The organism is Verrucomicrobiota bacterium, from assembly GCA_034440155.1.
Taxonomy (GTDB): domain Bacteria; phylum Verrucomicrobiota; class Verrucomicrobiia; order JAWXBN01; family JAWXBN01; genus JAWXBN01.
Genome location: JAWXBN010000078.1, coordinates 1 through 15,882, shown reverse-complemented (window position 1 = coordinate 15,882; position 15,882 = coordinate 1). Strand labels below are relative to the sequence as shown.

The window sequence follows — 15,882 nt, the reverse complement described above, 5'->3', positions numbered from 1 at the left end:
GGGGCGGAGGTCCACCTTGCTCTTCTCATTGAAGCGCTCCATGAGCAGGTAGAGCAGCCCGGCCCGCTCCAGATCGCGGATGGCGTCGTCGAAGTTGAACGCGGCAAAGATTTCCCGGACGTTCGGGGAGAAGCCCATGACATACTGGCGGAGATTCAGGGCCAGATTGGCATCATCGTGCAGGAGGCTTTCGTAGTTGAACTTGGAGGTGTTGTAGAAGGCGTAGCCCGCCGCCCGGCACAACTGCCCGTGGCGGTTCTCCAGCCCCTTCTCCTTCAGCGTGTGCTCCGTCTCACCCTTCACTAGGTCAAGCATGGCCTCGACCATCCACACGGGGGTGAAGACCTCCCCGTGGTCAGCGACTCGTTGTTTTGACTTCACAAGGTTCATAAGTAAATCCGTTATGAGCATAGCCCCCCGCTGCGCGCGTGGCAACTAGGAACTCGCTTTCCAGCGGGATTTTTATTCTGTCGCTGGTTAGCGGATAATTTTTTATCAGAAGCAGATTTAGGGGATTTGGCCATACGCAGGTTATGATTTTTTACATGATTTATGAGGGAGTGAAAGGACTTTTTTGTGAATTGGAGGGGAGTGGGGGAGGAAAGTTACAAGGAGCAAGTTGTAAGTTTGCAGAGGGCAGGGGGAAAGATTGGCCAGAAAAAGGCGCATTGGTTCACGCGGAGGGTTTTGGTTTTGCGTTTAAACAAGGAATCCTCTGTGAATCAGCGGTTTAGACATGTGTATAGGCATCTGAGAGGTTTGCGTTTAAACAAGAAATCAGGCCCAGAAAGGCATTTAGCAATGGGGCTGGGAGCCTGACACACGGTTCAATAGATTTTTTCTCCGTGCCTTTCGTGATCTTCGTGGTGCAAATTGCTCCCGGTGGCGGATAGTCGCAGGGGGATAATGTCAGCGGGCATAACCGAACGGTTCGCGCGGAGGTCGCGGAGAGTGGCACGGCCATCTTGGCCATGTTTTTCCCGATCCCAGCGGGCGAGGGCGCCCGTGCTACTTTAATCCTTTCCCCGAGAAACCAGAGGCCGACGGAAATCTGCGTATTGGTGAAGAGATGGTTTTGGAGTGATTGTGGGCTTGTCGGTTTGGCGATTCCCTGTTTATATGGTGACACTCTTTTTCTCCGGACATGACCAAAAAACACATTCACTGGCTTCATGAACAGCTGCCTCTGCTGGTGGCACAGGGGATCATTACGTCTGAAACGGCTGCCAGTATAAAGTCCCATTACGACCATCAAGAAGCGCCCTCTTCGCGTCCGCTAGCCCTGACGATATTTGCCATACTGGGGGGCGTCCTCATTGCGGGCGGGATCATCCTGCTCATGGCGCATAACTGGATGGAGTTTAACCGATCCACCCGCGCTTTCATTTCCTTTCTGCTCGTCATTCTCGGGCAGGCCGTCGTGGGTTATGCTCTCTGGAAAGATAAAATCTCGGCCGCTTACCGGGAAGGCTCGGGGCTATTTGCGCAGCTGACCTTTGGCGCAGGCATGGCCCTGATCGGGCAGACCTATCATCTCTCCGATGACTTAGGAGCATTTACCCTGACATGGATGCTGTGCACACTCCCGCTGGTATATCTGCTGCGGGCGAGCGGACCGGCCTTGATCTATCTGGCAGGCGTCACTTTCTGGGCCTGTAATGTCCACGGCTGGTACGATCGTAGTCATCCCGCGGCCTGGTGGATCTGGATTGCCTTACTGATCCCCTACGCCGTCATGGAAATGCGCCGGAATCCTTATCATCCACGAGCGATTCTCCTGATGTGGGGTCTGGGCATCTGTCTGGCGACGGCACGGGTATCTGTCTGGAAAGCGGCTGGCGGAACCTCTGGCTCGTCATCTACTCAGGAATGTTTGTATCCCTTTATTTGATCGGCTCCTTCTGGCAGGGTGAAGGGACCAGTCTGTGGCAACGTCCTCTGACCTTTATCGGCGGATTGGGGGCCACGATCCTGCTTTTTATCATGACCTTCGATCATGTCTGGAATCATATCGGCTGGGTCACCGGCTCCGGGCATGGGCAAGAGGGGAGCTGGGCAGCACTGCATGATGTCTTTCTGGCCTGTATAACGACGCTGACATCCGTCATCCTGATGGTCACATGCCGCAGGCGCGGACAGTCATTCCATCTGGGCCTAGGGATCCTCCCCGTGGTCGTGACGCTGGGTTATCTTCTGATTGGTTCAGGATACGGTTCATCACTTGCCGGTCCGTTTTTTATTATTGCGAATCTCTATTTCCTAGGATTCAGCATCATGACATTGGTCGAAGGGATCAAGGAACGCCAATTAGGCACCGTGAACTATGGCATGCTGATGATGGCCGCCCTCATCCTGACCCGCTTTTTTGACAGTGACTTTGGATTCATCGCAAAGGGATTGGTTTTCATCGTGCTGGGCTCCGCCTTTTTAGGTGTGAATTTCTTTCTCGCCCGCCGGAAAGGGGGGCCGACCCCATGAAAAAGAGCTCTCTCATCCTTTGTTTTGCCGGACTGTGCGTCTTTCAACTAGGCGTGTGTGGTTTTATGATCTATCGCTGGGAAGTGATCTTGCGCACGGGCCAAGAGTACCGATTCAAAACACGGGCGGTGGATCCGTATGACGCTTTCCGTGGACGATTCGTCTCCATCCAGCTGGAGCCCGATTATATCCCCACGGATGATAAGTCAGTGGGTCAAAGTCTCGCCCCGGGTGCCACGGTTTACGTCACTGTCGCGTCCGGCCCGGATGGACTGGCCCGGCTCGATCAATGCCTGAGCGAACCCCCGGCGGGAAAACAAGCCTACCTCAAAACGACCCTTCAATACGTGGACACCAGTATGAATCTCCAGCCGGGAGATATACTCCATCCCTTGGGTCTGGCGCGGAAAATAATGGAGTCCGATGATGCCCTTTCCATCTTTATCCGCAGTCACCTGCCTAATTATGAGACTGAAACGATCGAGAAATCTTTGAAGTCAGGCGTCGAGGACGCTTCCCTGTCGAATACGCTGGCGAGCATTCTCAACCGCATGATTTATGATCAGGCAATGTCCACTCAGCTCCTGGGCAAGACAAAGATCGGGGGTGTCTCTGAACATCCTGAGGCCATGCGGGCCGAAATGGATAAGGCTTATCCGGGACAGCTCGCCCCCACTCCGCGCGCGCGGATACATGTGAAACTACCTTTCGACAGGTACTACATGGAGGAGAATATGGCACCCCGTGCCGAACAGGCCTACTGGGATCACAGCCGTAATAGGGCTCTGGAAAGGATGAGCGTCACCGTCCGCATTCTGAATGGACAAGGGCTCATCGAAAATCTCTGGATCGGGGACCGGACGATCGGTGAGTATCTGAAGTCGCAGAATAAATGATGCACCCGTCGTGTGTCGGAAATCCCGACATACTCCCCGCTACTTGAAACGGCCCCCAGCAAAAAAAAATCTGCCGCTCCCTTCTCCCCCAAAACCATGTCAGGGCGGCGGTCTGGTTATTGGTTTCGCATTTTTGAATTATATTGGGGGAGGCACGAAAGTTAAAAGGAGCAAGTTGCAAGTATGCAGATAGGAGGGGGGAAAAGGTTGGCCACAAGGAGGCGCATTGTTTCACGCGCTGGTCCGGCATTCGGCAAGCAGCGCCCGTCGCCTGACACACAGTTCAACAGATTTTCTCTCGGTACCTTTCGTGATCTTCGTGGTGCAAATTGCTCCCGGTGGCGGATAGTCGCAGGGGGATGATGTCAGCGGGCATAACCGAGCGGTTCACGCAGAGCACTCGGAGAGTGGCACGGCCATCTTGGCCGTGTTTTTCCCGATCTCAGCGGGCGAGGACACCCGTGCCACTTTCATTCACCCGCAGATCCGGCATTCGGCAAGCAGCGCCCGTCACCTGACACACAGTTCAACAGATTTTTTCTCCGTGTCTTTCGTGATCTTCGTGGTGCAAATTGCGCGGGCGCTTGGTGGTGGGGTTGAGATTATTGCGGGGGTTTCACATTGAGGGTGGCATTGCCGCCGGTGGGATTCCCCAAAGCAATTTGCCCGAGGGCTAGGGTGGCCTGGTCGATCGAGGCGGCCTCTTCACCGTAGAGCACGATGATATCTTGATTCAGGCCAAATACCGTCTTGGCCCAGTAAATCATGCCGCGCCCGGCCCCGGGGAATTGATCATTCACGGGATGGGGATAGAGGGAGAGTTTATCAATTAACCGGGCAATGAGCGGGTTATTTTTCCGGTCACCGACAAGGATCATAGGCTGTTGAATGTCGAGCGGAGCTTCAAAGGCACCCCAAGACATGTACATCGCTCCGTTGGCTAAACCGGGGCGTTCCGTCTTATGGTTTTCAGCTTTGTCAGATTGAGCCTTGATTTTTTTCGATGCGAGGAGTTTGACGACGGCATCGGCCTTTGCCTTCATGTCATCAGAGCCGTAGAGCACGAGGAATGTTTTATCCTTTTGCGCGAGGGCGGTGGCGATGTGTGCGCTGTCATTGACATCGACAGGGCCGCACAAGGCAAAAGCATATTCGACCGAGGCTGTTTTAAAGCTGGTCTGCACTGTTTTGCCTGAAAGCAATTCCTTAATATTGACTTTCCATTCCCCGGCCCCGGCAATATGCCCCAAGGCCAGTTTCTCCTTGTATTGACCGGTCGCATCGGTGGCACGGTAGATTTTTTTAAAAAGTTTACCTTTGGCATCCAAGATTTCGATTTCCAATGGCAGCACACCTGCAATCGGGAATTTCTCGGATTCCACCGCCGCACTGATGGTCACGGAGGCGGGCTCCACGACCGGCGGTTTTGTCGTTACTTTGGCGATCTTGTCAGGCAAAAGGGCGTAAAGGGTGGCATCTCCCTCCGGCATCGTCAGGGATTGTTTTCCACCGGTGACTTCGCGCCCGGCAAAAACATCGTAAGTGGCTTCCGAGGACGGCAGGACAAAATTCGTATCCAAGGCCGATTCTTGGTTGACCGTTTCGTGGTTCATATTCACCGCCCAGATATAACGGACCAAGCCCCCTTTTTGTTCACTCGCAAAAAGCATCGGGTCTCCGCCCTCGATCAAAGGCATCAGGGTGCCTTTGAGAGTTTCTGCAAGGATCTTTGTAATGGGCAAAATATGTTTTTCAAAACGCTGTTTTTCATTCATACTTACCTCTTGGGGATTCCATTTGCCCGTATTCGTCCAGTCGGGGAAAATGGCATCGAGCTTTGTCGCTCCCGCAATTTGCAGCGTGGAGTCCTTATCCAAAATCAGCATTCCCCCGTCTTTGACATATTTTTCGAGGGCCGTTTTTAAGCTTGGGGAGACATCTTTGAGACCCGGGGCGACCAGGACTTTGTATTTGAATGCGTCACCGGAGGCAAAATCTTCTTCGATCACATAATTAGCCGGGTAATGAGCAGTAAAACAAGTGATCCACGCGGCGACAATGCGGCCGGCATAAGATTTATCAGCAGCCTTTACATCCTTGGCGATCTCCTGGAGATACTGGTCACGGCTGTAAAAGACACCGACCTCATCACGCTTCTTTTTGATCTGGGTAAAGATACCTGAAATCGGCACGATCCGGTTTGAGAGTTCCATCATACCGGGTTGTTTGAAAGAAGCCGTGCGATCCCAGCCGAGACCCTCGATCTGGCGGGAAAGGGAAGCGTAGGTGACACTGCGCCGGGTCATCCCCTCGAACATCGGCATCATCCACACCGGTTTATTCCATGCCCCTGTCCTTATCATCTCGGTCTCACTGATCGGATAAAACATTCCGAACTGATTATCGATGTAACCGTGGGAGGAGAGGACATCCACACCCTTCCCATTTTCAAACGGGTAAAGGCCGTCCACGAGGAACCACCATGCATATATCTGGCTGTACCCGATCAATTTCGGGTCGATCGCATGCAGGTCGGAGGTAGCCTGAGCAAAGACTTTGCCTAGGATGGTCGTGCGGTAACGCATGAAAGCCAACCAATCTTCCATGTTTGCTTGGGGATTGAGGGGATCAACCGGTTTTTTACCCGTGTCCTTTACAAATGAATCAATCTGGGTGGGAACAGCTAGGGGGCCAAAATAATTTTTCGACTGGTCAGGAATGGGGTGCCCCGAATGATAAATCTCATACTGTCCCTTCTCATTTTTGGTGCCGTAAGTCAAGGCGGGTTCATCCGCATAATGCACCCCGGCAAATGCGCCGTATCTCAGGCCGTATTGGGCATTGTGCTGCACGCCGAAACGGACTGCCTGCGCGACCTCGGGCACCGACCAGTCATTATGGGCGCCCCCCGGTTGATGCTGGCCGGCCATGGTATTTAATGAGGAATACCGCGCCCCGAGCTGGACAAGGTGATCCATCGTCCGGATGCTCATGCCAAATCCCCCGTTTTGGAGTGCGAGGAAATTCATCCCGAAATCCTGGTAGAGCTTGAGTCTTTCCTCGGTTGTCCCGGTGCCCATCATTTGACCAAAAGCGGTATCTTTCGAGTCATCCAACCATGCTTGGTAATTCCACATGACAAAAGGGGTTTTGGGAATGGCGCTCACCACATTAAAAGTCCCGGCCTCTTTACCCGCGACCTGCACATTCCATTTACCCTGTGAAAGGGCGTGAGGAATGAGGTTAAGATAAATTTTCCCATTTTGTACCGGAGCCTCTACCGAGAGTGTCGCCCCGTCTTCGTGGATGAATGCCACCGTTGATTTATCCTTGTCTCCCGGGACGACGACATCGATGCGTTCACTGTCGTAGAAATAATTCCTTCCCGATGCCGTGATCGAATTCGTCGTGGTGGGCACTGCCAGGCAAGACAAAACGGATGCCGACAAGAGGAGACTTATTTTAAATAACATTTTTGATTTTCATGGGGTATTTTTCTTCAGGGTTGTTTTTTTAATGGGAGGACAAGTGAAAGTATAAGTCGTTTTTTCCGGAATGCCAATTTCTTCTTTGCCCACGGCACACATAGCATAAGAAACGCTCTTTTTTTCGCTTCGTTGTAGTCGTAGGGACTCGAAACAATTCACGCAAATCTGGTCCACATCATAACCGATCGCTATGCCGGGGCCTTCATTTTTTGTCGAGGGAACCAAGCTTGCATGACGGATCAGCGGGACTTGAGCGGGATCCACCTTTCCATAAGTCCGTATGGCTTTCAGCGTTTCATCCACCATATTCTCATCCGTCACCAAGAACCCATCGGGCCTGTGATTTGCAGGCAATGAATACAGCAGGCGGATCCACCCCCCGATCCATCCCGGATTCAAAGCCTCGAAACTCATCATATGCGGCTCGTCCATCCCCCGGGCAAAAGGCTTAAATGAACGGAGGATATATTCTTTATGCCCCGCCGCATCATGTTGCGGGTTTGACAAAAGGATCGCAGGTCTGCGGCATCCCGCCTTTTTAAATAATGCCGCGCTCCTGTGGTAAAACGAATCGCAAACCGTGTAGAGGGATGTGCAGGCGGATGAATTAAAAACTCCGATCGAAGGGAACCCGCTTACACGGTCAAGGGGAGTACCACTAAAATCCAGTGAATGAGGAAGGATGATCGCCCCTTCATACTGGTGTTCCCGGATATCCGTAAAAAGGTCCGCCTTTTTGTCGGGGTGTGTGATGAGTACATCCAGATTGATCCTCTGTACCTGTCTTCCCATCTGTCTGGCGACCACATCGATCCGGAGATTGAAAAGTTGATAAAAGAGGGATTTTTTTTGTTCATCACCCCCGTTTGAAAGAAGCAGCACATTCTTCAAGAACGGAGGACATTTAACCACAAATGTCCCTTGATTTCCTTTTGATTTGAGGAATCCCTCTTTCCCGAGTTTTTTCATAGCGGAAAAAACGGTTAAGTGGCTCGCCCCGCTTTCGTGCTCCAGATCGCGGCAGGAGGGGATACGTTTACCCGCTGGATAACTCCCGTCGACAATCCGCCCTTTCAGGCGGGCGACAAGGTCGGAGACTTTAACGGGGGCATTAGACATCTTTAATAATCATTGACATCCGCATGTTATAAGTCAACTTATAACATGCATTTTATTGTACGTATAAGCTACCCCCCTTATTTGAAACTTTTATTTTTATCCACCTTGGCCTTTTTTTTCACCCTGCAAGGTTGCTCAAAAAAAACAGCCGAGTCCATCCCCCCGACTCCCGAAAAGGCCTCCTTACCCACCGACAAAATCCCTTTAACCATTCCTGCTGGGCATAAATATATCAGTGTCGTTATCGATAATGACAGTGGGCGGCGTGTGCGTAACCTCGTGAAACTCGGGACGGCTGAAACCCTCGGGGGCACGCAAAATCCTGATGGCACCACTCAAGTACATACTTCTTGGGATGGCAAAGACGATAAAGGTAATGGATTACCCCCCGGCAAATATACAGTCCGCGGAGTCACCGTTCCCGAAATCGATGCTCTATATGAATACAGCTTTTACAATCCGGGTAATCCCCCTTGGCATGGTTACCTTAATAGCGCTTGGGGTTCGAATCACGGGGACGGGGCGGCCATGGCATGTGTCCCGGCGGGAGTGGACTCCCCATGGCGCGCGGTAGTGGGATTCAACGGCTCGGAAGGTACGGACTGCATTATCGCCATCGGCAAAGATGATAAGAAGGCATGGGGATTCCAAACAGCCTGGGGCAATGTCCAAGCGGTGGCCATCGACGGGGACAACCTTTATTTCGGGCTGGGAAACAGTTTAAAAAAGATCAATGTCAAAAATGGTGCGGCCGCGTTTTTTAAACGCCCAGCCGGGCAAATCCCGCAAATTGCTATGCCTTCGAGTGTGATTGATTCGATCGCCGTCGGCTCGAGTAACATAGTAGCTGTCTTGGGCACCGATCCAAAAAATCTCAAACCCCAAATGGTGGTCATGGATAAGGAAACAGGGAAAACCAATACACCTTATGTCACGCTCACTACAATAGGTAAAATTGGTTTTGGCGCCGATGAGACACTCTACATCTCTGATACGAATGGATTTGGCAAAATCGATTTCACCGGGGTCAAGACTCCGGTGTCCCTGCCGGAGATGGGCCAGCCAGCCGCCTTTACTTTTGATACCGACAAAAATCTCTATATTTTTGACGCTGCCCCCGAGAGCCGCCAAGTCAAAGTATATTCGCCCGACTTGGGCAAATTGCTCCGGAGCGTCGGACGTAAGGGGGGCCAGCCCAAACCCCAATATGACCCACTGGCGTTTGAGCGATTAATAGCCCTCGCCGTCGATGACCGCGGTTACCTCTGGACCAGTGAGGGCATGCACCCTAGGCGGCAAGCAGTCTGGGATAAGGACGGCAAACTCGTTAAAGAGTTTATCGGCTCGACCATGTACGGTAATTGGGACGGGAAACTCCATGATCAAGACAGCAAACTCGCCTCAATCAAAAATATCATCCTTGAGGTCGACCCCTCACAAACCAAGAGCTACAAGGTCAAACAATACATCTGGTCGGGACCTAAACCCGGCGCGAAGGATTTTCTCGCGATGGGCGTGCCTTTTGTCCTCTTCGAGGTGAACCAACTCTTCCGCAGTGATACGAGCGGCAAAATGCACGAGTATTTCCTCCAAAATAGCCTCTGCCAACCGGTTCTCTACCTGCAAAATGAAAAAGGCGACTACCGGCCTGTGGCGGGAATGTTTATGAAATGGTTACCGCCTTCCCTCAACATTTTCCAGCGGTCCCAAGATCCCGATAAAACCATGTATGTCTGGAGCGACTTGAATGGAGACGAGATCATTACCGAAGACGAAATCGTCGTCCTACCCGATGCAAATTGTGCAGGCTGGAGTGGGAATACTCGGATCACGTCGGACATGACTTTTTACTGGAATGATTACATCATTAAACCCACTCGATTCACGGCCGCTGGCGCACCGGTGTATGAGAAAAGCACCATTACAAAAATGCCAAATTCCAAACTCGATGCGCAGACCAACAAACAACTCACCCGGGTCGGTAAACATTTCTACACAGGCCGCACTGACGCGAATGTGATATCAGGAACCCACCTGTGGCTCAGGGAAGACGGCTCGGAGAAAGGGAACTTCCCCAGTGTCGGGGGCGGTGTCTTTGGATCATCACAGGTTCCTATGCCTCCGAAAGGCCAGCCCATTGGGGAGTTATTTATCGCAGGCACGGTGGACTTTGGCGGGGATCAGGGCTCTGTCATGGCGATCCATGGTAACTACGGACAGGCCTACTTTTTCACCGAGGATGGTATCTTGATTGAAGACATGTTTAAAGACGCCCGAGATAATCCTGCCGGCTGGGGGACGACTGTCGAACGCGGTAAAAGTATGAAAGATATTTCCATGCTCCAAGAAGATTTCGGGGCCTGGTTCGGCAAACAGGATGACGGGAAGACGCCCTCGAAGAAATCCATGAGCGCGGAAAATATTGGTTTCGGGGCCTGGTTCGGCAAACAGGATGACGGGAAGATCCGTTACTGTTTCGGCCACACGAGCGCCAACGTCGTCGAGGTCAAAGGCCTCGACCAGTTCAAACGTTTTAATGCCGGCACCGTGGAGATCAAACCCCCGGCAGCCGAGAAATAGAAATCATTTTTTTTCTTAGATGACCATTTACCCCCCCCGCCACCACGAAGGGGAGGCAGAGGTGCGAAGTGCTGGGTGCAAAGCTAGCAGAGCTTTCGGTTGATGAACCGGCGACTCGCCAAGCAGGCACGTGATCTCTTCTGATATACTCTCAAGGACACTTTCATTTGCCAATGGGATAGAGCTTCTTATGGGCTCTACTCATCTTACAAAATGGGCCCGAGCAAACGGCAAATATTCTCGATGAGTCGCGTCCACATCGAGCGAGACCTTACCTCATCGAGCGTCACCTCATGCGACGATATGTAGTCTTTTGTGAGTTCTTTTTCGATTTTGGTGACCACGTCTGTGGAATGTAAGATGACATTGAGCTCGAAATTTAAACGCATCGAGCGCACATCCAGATTTGCCGAGCCCACACTTGCCCACTCATCATCCATAATGATCACTTTGGCATGATGTGTGCCGCAGGTATACTCGTAGAGGCGGACGCCGTAGGTGAGCAGTTCCTCGTAATAGGCTCTCGCTCCTTTTACCAAATAGGGATGATCACTCTTTGCGGGGATCAGGATACGGACCTCTACCCCACGTGCCACACAGAGCTTGAGTGCGCTCAGGAACGGCTCAGTGGGGAAAAAATATCCGGCAGCAAACCACACCCTCCGACGAGCCGCATTCAAGAGTGCCACCGTAGAGAGCATGATCGGATACTGTTGTGAGTCGGGACCATCCTCCACTACCTGCGCCAAGCCTCGGCCACCATGGATCGGAGAGGGTAAGTTTTTCTCACCACTCATATCCTCATCCGTGGCGAAATACCAGTCTTCCCAGAATGTCTGGCAAAGTGCGCGCACTACAGCTCCGCTGAGTCGGATTTGCGCGTCTTTCCATCCACCCGATTCGCTTTTATCTCCCATATACTCTCGGCCAATATTCATTCCCCCCACAAAGGCGATCTTTCCATCGATGATTTGGAGTTTACGGTGATTGCGCAGGCTGAAATTCCACCGATTCCGCATCACGTGTAGGGCATTGAACCACGAAAACTTTCCGCCCGCCTCGATGAGCCCACTAAAATATCCCCGTGGGAGGCCAAAGCATCCCATCTCGTCGATAATCACTCTCACCGCCACGCCACGCCCTGCGGCCTCCGTGAGGACGTCCCGTAAATTCTTTCCATATTCATCATTGCGCCAGATAAAAAACTCAATAAGGATCGATGACTTTGCTTCTTTGATCTCTGCTGCGAGGGCGGGGTAGAATTCTTGAGCATGGAGGAAGACCTCCACCTCATCGTACCGGCTCGACGAGTGGACATTGATTGATGAGAGCAGACTGGCGAGTTCCCGATTTCTCGGGTCATGGCCTTCTAGGGGAAGCGGCTCCACTGATCCCCTGCGATGTGACCACTTCCTACGCCTCTTTAAATGCCGACGATAGATCCGCTCACTGCCGAAAAGTAAATAGGCAAAGGCACCGATATAGGGGAAGAGGAGAACTGCCCACATCCACGCCAGCATCCCTGCGGGACGCTTCTCCGAGAGTAAAATAAAGGGAAGAGTCACCAGAGCAATCAGCCAGCCTCCGGCCAAAATCAGTGTCTGGGTAATATTCATTGTCCACTCTCCACGTCTGCCACGACTGGGAAATGATCCGAGGATCGTTTGACTGGTCCCGGATGCCGGATCCCGTACTCTGTGGCCCTGAGGTGGCGACCCATGATCAAGTCGAGTCGTGCGCTGCCTATCCCCGTTCCATACCATCCCCTCCACGTTTTCTGGGTGTGTCCCGTCGTAGCGAGATCCTGAAAAAAGTTGTCGGCGAGGATTTTTTGGAGGGGCTCGGTATTGATTCCGCAGTTAAAGTCTCCCATCAGGATCATCGCTTCCTCTACGGGTAGCGTGCCCGCATAACCTCGGAGGATTTGAGCACTTTCTCGGCGCGCCCGATATCCCCAATGATCCAGGTGTGTATTCATCACTGCGAGCACAGGGCCTTCACCCTCGGCACGTAATCTCAAACGACAAACCGTGCAAATCCGTGGATAAATGCTGTCCCAGCTGTGGCTAGGAATGAGGGGGCTTTGCGAAAGCCAAAATGTTTTTTGCTCAAGGCATTCAAAAAGATCATGGCGATAAAAAATGGGATTATACTCACCCTGCTCACCTCCTTCCCGACCCTCCCCCGCCCATGTATACTGCGGCATATGTTTATGGATATCCTCGATACGTTCACGGGTGACTTCTTGAAACCCGATCACGTCCACTGGCTCACTCTGGAGAAAGGCGAGAATGTAGGGGGCGCGATCACGCCAGCGCGCACCGGGCATGTCATCAGCCCACAGGTTCCATGTCATGATACTGAGTTGCATAGGGGTTTGGCGGAGATTTTAAAAGGGTTATTGACACTGATACGAGTCGAAAAGTCAACGATCTAGAGAAAACAGATGAGCGTGTTTATTTTTTCGTTTCAGGATCGAGTCTCGCACGATCTCACCGGCTAGGACGCTGTAGGTCATTCCATTTCCTCCAAACCCGAGGGTAAAGAATGCGCGGGGAAAGTCAGGATGCGCGCCAATGTAAGCGAGCCCATCCTTTGTCGTGCCAAAAGTCCCTGCCCACGCAAAAGCCACCTCACAGGCGATGTGAGGGAAAAGCTTTTTAAATTTACGTAAAAGTATTTTTGTTTTGTGAGGAATCAATGCATCCCTCCGAAGGGGATTTTCAAAGGCATCATCCTCTCCCCCGATAATAATACGACGCTCTGAGGTCGTACGAAGATAGAGATAGGGATCGGCATGCTCCCAGATGAGACTCTCGCGGTGCCACAAGGGCGATCTCCCCGCGATCGGCTCACTGACCAGTGCATAGGTACTGTGAAGCTCGACGAGCTTTTGGGGTAAGAATTGCTGCGACTCATAGCCGGTGGCAAAAACAATATGTCTTGCTCGCAGAGTCATGTCCCCATCCGTTTTTACCCTTACCCCTCGCCCATCAGCCTCATAACTTTTTACCACAGTACGATCATAAATCCGTACACCCATCCCTTGCGCCGCCTTCAGCAGATGATAGACAAATCGATAGGGGTCGATTTGCGCCGCATCCTTCGAGAAAAGGGCGCCAGGCCGAATGACTCCCGTCTTCGCCTTTAGCTGCGCGGCACTCCATAGGTCGAGCTCCAGGCCTGCGCGGCGTCGAGCGAGGAACTCTCTTTTCAGCGCGATCATATCGCTGGACTGTGTGGCCAAATATAAGCTCGGGCAACGCTTAAAGTCGCAGTCATCCTCCAGCGCGCGGCTTAGCTTCTCAATTTTCGAAATGGCTTCCCAACAGGCAAGGTAAGCACCCACAGCATTTTCCCTACCACGCATCTCTTCAAGCTCATGCAGTGGCACATCGATCTCGTATTGCAGTAGGGCCGTACTGGCTGCCGTGCTCCCCCATGCCACGTGGCGCTCGTCGACCACGACCACCGAAAGCCCCGCTTGAGCGAGTTGATAGGAAACAAGAGCTCCGGTGATTCCTGCTCCCACCACCACCACATCACAGCGTTCATTCTTACGCAGCGCGGGAAATGTCGAGGGCAGCCCATTACGTATAAGCCAAAAAGGATATCCTGATCGTAAATCCATAAAAATATATTTTCTCTGCTGATTTTATTATCAATGTGACCGACTCCCTTTTCTTTTCAGCGATCACATTCTACACACCTCTTGGATTTGCGCAACCCCACCTCTCCAAGAAATCGTTTTTTTCGATTTTACTGTAGAGTAATCGTCCTTGCTTGCCTCCTGGAGCAAATTGCCGGAAAGAATATCTCGAATTTCCGCCTGACCCCAATTCCACTACCGTCCTCGTCCTGGCAGCATGCCTTAAGTAGGGTATCACCCCATAGCTAAGCCGGCCCTGCCGAAGTGATAATAGGGGAGTGCCCACAACCCACTTTTCAGACACGAACTCACCGGGTGCGCATTGAAAAACATAATAAGTTAAAGAACGAGACCAAAACCAAAACAAGACCTTAAAAAACCAAACATATGAAAACGAAATCGATTCTCACAGCGATGGCTGCATTGGTGCTCGGCATTACCGCCTTGAGCGCCACCGGTTGCGACAAATCAGAACCGACGACTCTCACTGGCAACTCAGCCGTCCAATACACCTGCCCGATGCACCCCGAAGTGGTGAAAGACTGGTCGGTAAACTGCCCAAAATGCGGCATGAAATTAGTAGAGAAAAAGTGAGAGAAGCCCCCTCCCGATATATCTAAAATGACCAACGGAGGAATGACCCCTAGCCAACCCCTGTCTATGAAACAAAAACCCCAAGAACCATCTAAAGATCTCGGCAAAGATCTGAAAAAATTCGAGCGACTTCCCGTCAAGACCAAGGAGCTTTTAATTCTCGAGGATCAAGCCGAGAAGTCCACTGGTCCGGAGAAAATCGACCTTGATAAAAAAGTGCGGGACAAATCCAAATAAATGAAACTCAATACCGTTCCAGGAACGCACAAGAAATAACCCTTGACCAAAGACCCCATTTGCGGAATGACTGTGGCCGAAGTCACGGCTCTTAAGACCGAGCGCGACGGTCAGAAAATCCGCGACCTAAAAGCGATGGAAAAAGCGTTATCAGGGCTCGTCACAAGGTGTCACGGCAGCGGAGAGCTGAAAGGCTGTCCGCTAGTGGATTTTGTCGCGGGAGGAAGTGAAAATTTGAAAAGAAGTAAACTCTCATGAGTGATTGCTGTAACAAACCAAAACCGGAACCTAAAAAGAAGTCGTGCTGCGAAGGTGATTCACACAATCATGAGCACGCGACAGTGAAGCCTTCTACAGTGGCCAAATACTTTTGCCCGATGTGTCCTGGTGTGGAGTCGGACAAGCCCGGCGACTGTCCGAAGTGTGGCATGGCGTTGGAGCGGAATCCGTCGTGGGTCGAGCCCGCATCGGTGGGAAAGCCGATTTATACGTGTCCGATGCACCCCGAAGTGCAGCAGGATCATCCTGGCAATTGTCCCAAGTGTGGTATGACCCTAGAGTTAAAGACGCAGACAACGGCGACAAAAGAAGAGGAGAACACCGAACTCACTGAAATGACACGACGACTCTGGATTGGCGGCGTACTCTCGCTTCCTGTATTCATCCTTGCGATGGCGCATCTGATTCCTGCACTGGGTCACGAGGGTTGGGTGATGAGCGATGCGTCGCGGTGGATTCAGTTCGGCCTCTCCACACCCGTGGTGCTGTGGGCGGGCTGGCCGTTTTTTAGGCGAGGCTGGCGTTCAGTGGTGACGTGGAATTTGAACATGTTCACGCTGAT

15 protein-coding genes and 1 pseudogene are annotated in these 15,882 nt (G+C 52.0%); 9 read left to right on the top strand and 7 right to left on the bottom strand.

Going from position 1 to position 15,882, the window contains the following annotated elements; genetic code table 11:
* On the bottom strand, nt 1–390 hold a 390-nt coding region (locus SGI98_08095; GenBank protein MDZ4743362.1), incomplete at its 3' end, for a hypothetical protein.
* 340 nt (nt 391–730) lie between these two features.
* Nucleotides 731–1,129, bottom strand: a complete 399-nt coding sequence (locus SGI98_08090) for a hypothetical protein (protein MDZ4743361.1) — start codon at nt 1,127–1,129, stop codon at nt 731–733.
* Nucleotides 1,130–1,144: 15 nt separating this feature from the next.
* On the opposite strand from SGI98_08090, the gene SGI98_08085 reads away from it, so the two are divergent.
* From SGI98_08085 to SGI98_08075, 3 genes are read left to right on the top strand one after another with little or no spacing between them, the layout of a single operon-like run.
* Nucleotides 1,145–1,891: a DUF2157 domain-containing protein gene (locus SGI98_08085; protein ID MDZ4743360.1), complete on the top strand. Its 747-nt coding sequence runs from the start codon at nt 1,145–1,147 to the stop codon at nt 1,889–1,891.
* Nucleotides 1,870–2,478: a hypothetical protein gene (locus tag SGI98_08080; protein ID MDZ4743359.1), complete on the top strand. Its 609-nt coding sequence runs from the start codon at nt 1,870–1,872 to the stop codon at nt 2,476–2,478. The genes SGI98_08085 and SGI98_08080 overlap by 22 nt, the downstream gene beginning before the upstream one ends.
* Nucleotides 2,475–3,374, top strand: a complete 900-nt coding sequence (locus tag SGI98_08075) for a GDYXXLXY domain-containing protein (protein ID MDZ4743358.1) — start codon at nt 2,475–2,477, stop codon at nt 3,372–3,374. The genes SGI98_08080 and SGI98_08075 overlap by 4 nt, the downstream gene beginning before the upstream one ends.
* A gap of 602 nt (nt 3,375–3,976) precedes the next feature.
* On the opposite strand, the gene SGI98_08070 is transcribed toward SGI98_08075, so the two are convergent.
* Complete coding sequence (locus tag SGI98_08070; protein ID MDZ4743357.1) at nt 3,977–6,847, bottom strand: hypothetical protein; 2,871 nt, start codon at nt 6,845–6,847, stop codon at nt 3,977–3,979.
* Nucleotides 6,848–6,856: 9 nt separating this feature from the next.
* A complete protein-coding gene (locus SGI98_08065) occupies nt 6,857–7,981 on the bottom strand; it encodes a GntR family transcriptional regulator (protein ID MDZ4743356.1) in 1,125 nt (374 codons plus the stop codon).
* 81 nt (nt 7,982–8,062) lie between these two features.
* On the opposite strand from SGI98_08065, the gene SGI98_08060 reads away from it, so the two are divergent.
* Nucleotides 8,063–10,561 (top strand): hypothetical protein, encoded by a 2,499-nt coding sequence (locus tag SGI98_08060; protein ID MDZ4743355.1) that lies wholly within the window; start codon nt 8,063–8,065, stop codon nt 10,559–10,561.
* Nucleotides 10,562–10,767: 206 nt separating this feature from the next.
* Here the strand turns inward: SGI98_08060 and cls are convergent, their stop codons facing one another.
* Genes cls through SGI98_08045 form a run of 3 tightly spaced genes read right to left on the bottom strand, consistent with a single transcriptional unit; the run spans nt 10,768 to nt 14,192 of the window.
* Nucleotides 10,768–12,177, bottom strand: coding sequence for a cardiolipin synthase (gene cls / locus SGI98_08055; GenBank protein MDZ4743354.1), 1,410 nt, complete (start codon nt 12,175–12,177; stop codon nt 10,768–10,770).
* Nucleotides 12,174–12,932 carry an endonuclease/exonuclease/phosphatase family protein gene (locus SGI98_08050; GenBank protein ID MDZ4743353.1) on the bottom strand — a complete coding sequence of 253 codons (759 nt, stop codon included), beginning with the start codon at nt 12,930–12,932 and terminating at the stop codon, nt 12,174–12,176. Before SGI98_08050 ends, cls begins: the two co-directional genes overlap by 4 nt.
* Nucleotides 12,933–12,986: 54 nt before the next feature.
* Nucleotides 12,987–14,192 carry an FAD-dependent oxidoreductase gene (locus tag SGI98_08045; GenBank protein ID MDZ4743352.1) on the bottom strand — a complete coding sequence of 402 codons (1,206 nt, stop codon included), beginning with the start codon at nt 14,190–14,192 and terminating at the stop codon, nt 12,987–12,989.
* Nucleotides 14,193–14,597: 405 nt separating this feature from the next.
* Here SGI98_08045 and SGI98_08040 point away from each other — a divergent pair, with 405 nt between their 5' ends.
* The 5 genes and pseudogenes from SGI98_08040 to SGI98_08020 all read left to right on the top strand — a co-directional run.
* Nucleotides 14,598–14,804: a heavy metal-binding domain-containing protein gene (locus SGI98_08040; protein ID MDZ4743351.1), complete on the top strand. Its 207-nt coding sequence runs from the start codon at nt 14,598–14,600 to the stop codon at nt 14,802–14,804.
* 66 nt (nt 14,805–14,870) lie between these two features.
* Nucleotides 14,871–15,041, top strand: coding sequence for a hypothetical protein (locus SGI98_08035; protein MDZ4743350.1), 171 nt, complete (start codon nt 14,871–14,873; stop codon nt 15,039–15,041).
* A 42-nt stretch (nt 15,042–15,083) separates the two neighbouring features.
* Nucleotides 15,084–15,299: a hypothetical protein gene (locus tag SGI98_08030; protein ID MDZ4743349.1), complete on the top strand. Its 216-nt coding sequence runs from the start codon at nt 15,084–15,086 to the stop codon at nt 15,297–15,299.
* A pseudogene (locus SGI98_08025) lies at nt 15,296–15,565 on the top strand (heavy metal-binding domain-containing protein). Before SGI98_08030 ends, SGI98_08025 begins: the two are co-directional and overlap by 4 nt.
* A 24-nt stretch (nt 15,566–15,589) precedes the next feature.
* On the top strand, nt 15,590–15,882 hold a 293-nt coding region (locus tag SGI98_08020), incomplete at its 3' end, for a copper-transporting ATPase (GenBank protein ID MDZ4743348.1).

Coding starts and splice junctions, on each gene's coding strand:
- cls (MDZ4743354.1), bottom strand. CDS start 12,177: ATGAATATTACCCAGACACTGATTTTGGCCGGAGGCTGGCTGATTGCT.
- SGI98_08040 (MDZ4743351.1), top strand. CDS start 14,598: ATGAAAACGAAATCGATTCTCACAGCGATGGCTGCATTGGTGCTCGGC.
- SGI98_08070 (MDZ4743357.1), bottom strand. CDS start 6,847: ATGTTATTTAAAATAAGTCTCCTCTTGTCGGCATCCGTTTTGTCTTGC.
- SGI98_08085 (MDZ4743360.1), top strand. CDS start 1,145: ATGACCAAAAAACACATTCACTGGCTTCATGAACAGCTGCCTCTGCTG.
- SGI98_08080 (MDZ4743359.1), top strand. CDS start 1,870: ATGTTTGTATCCCTTTATTTGATCGGCTCCTTCTGGCAGGGTGAAGGG.
- SGI98_08065 (MDZ4743356.1), bottom strand. CDS start 7,981: ATGTCTAATGCCCCCGTTAAAGTCTCCGACCTTGTCGCCCGCCTGAAA.
- SGI98_08075 (MDZ4743358.1), top strand. CDS start 2,475: ATGAAAAAGAGCTCTCTCATCCTTTGTTTTGCCGGACTGTGCGTCTTT.
- SGI98_08045 (MDZ4743352.1), bottom strand. CDS start 14,192: ATGGATTTACGATCAGGATATCCTTTTTGGCTTATACGTAATGGGCTG.
- SGI98_08035 (MDZ4743350.1), top strand. CDS start 14,871: ATGAAACAAAAACCCCAAGAACCATCTAAAGATCTCGGCAAAGATCTG.
- SGI98_08050 (MDZ4743353.1), bottom strand. CDS start 12,932: ATGCAACTCAGTATCATGACATGGAACCTGTGGGCTGATGACATGCCC.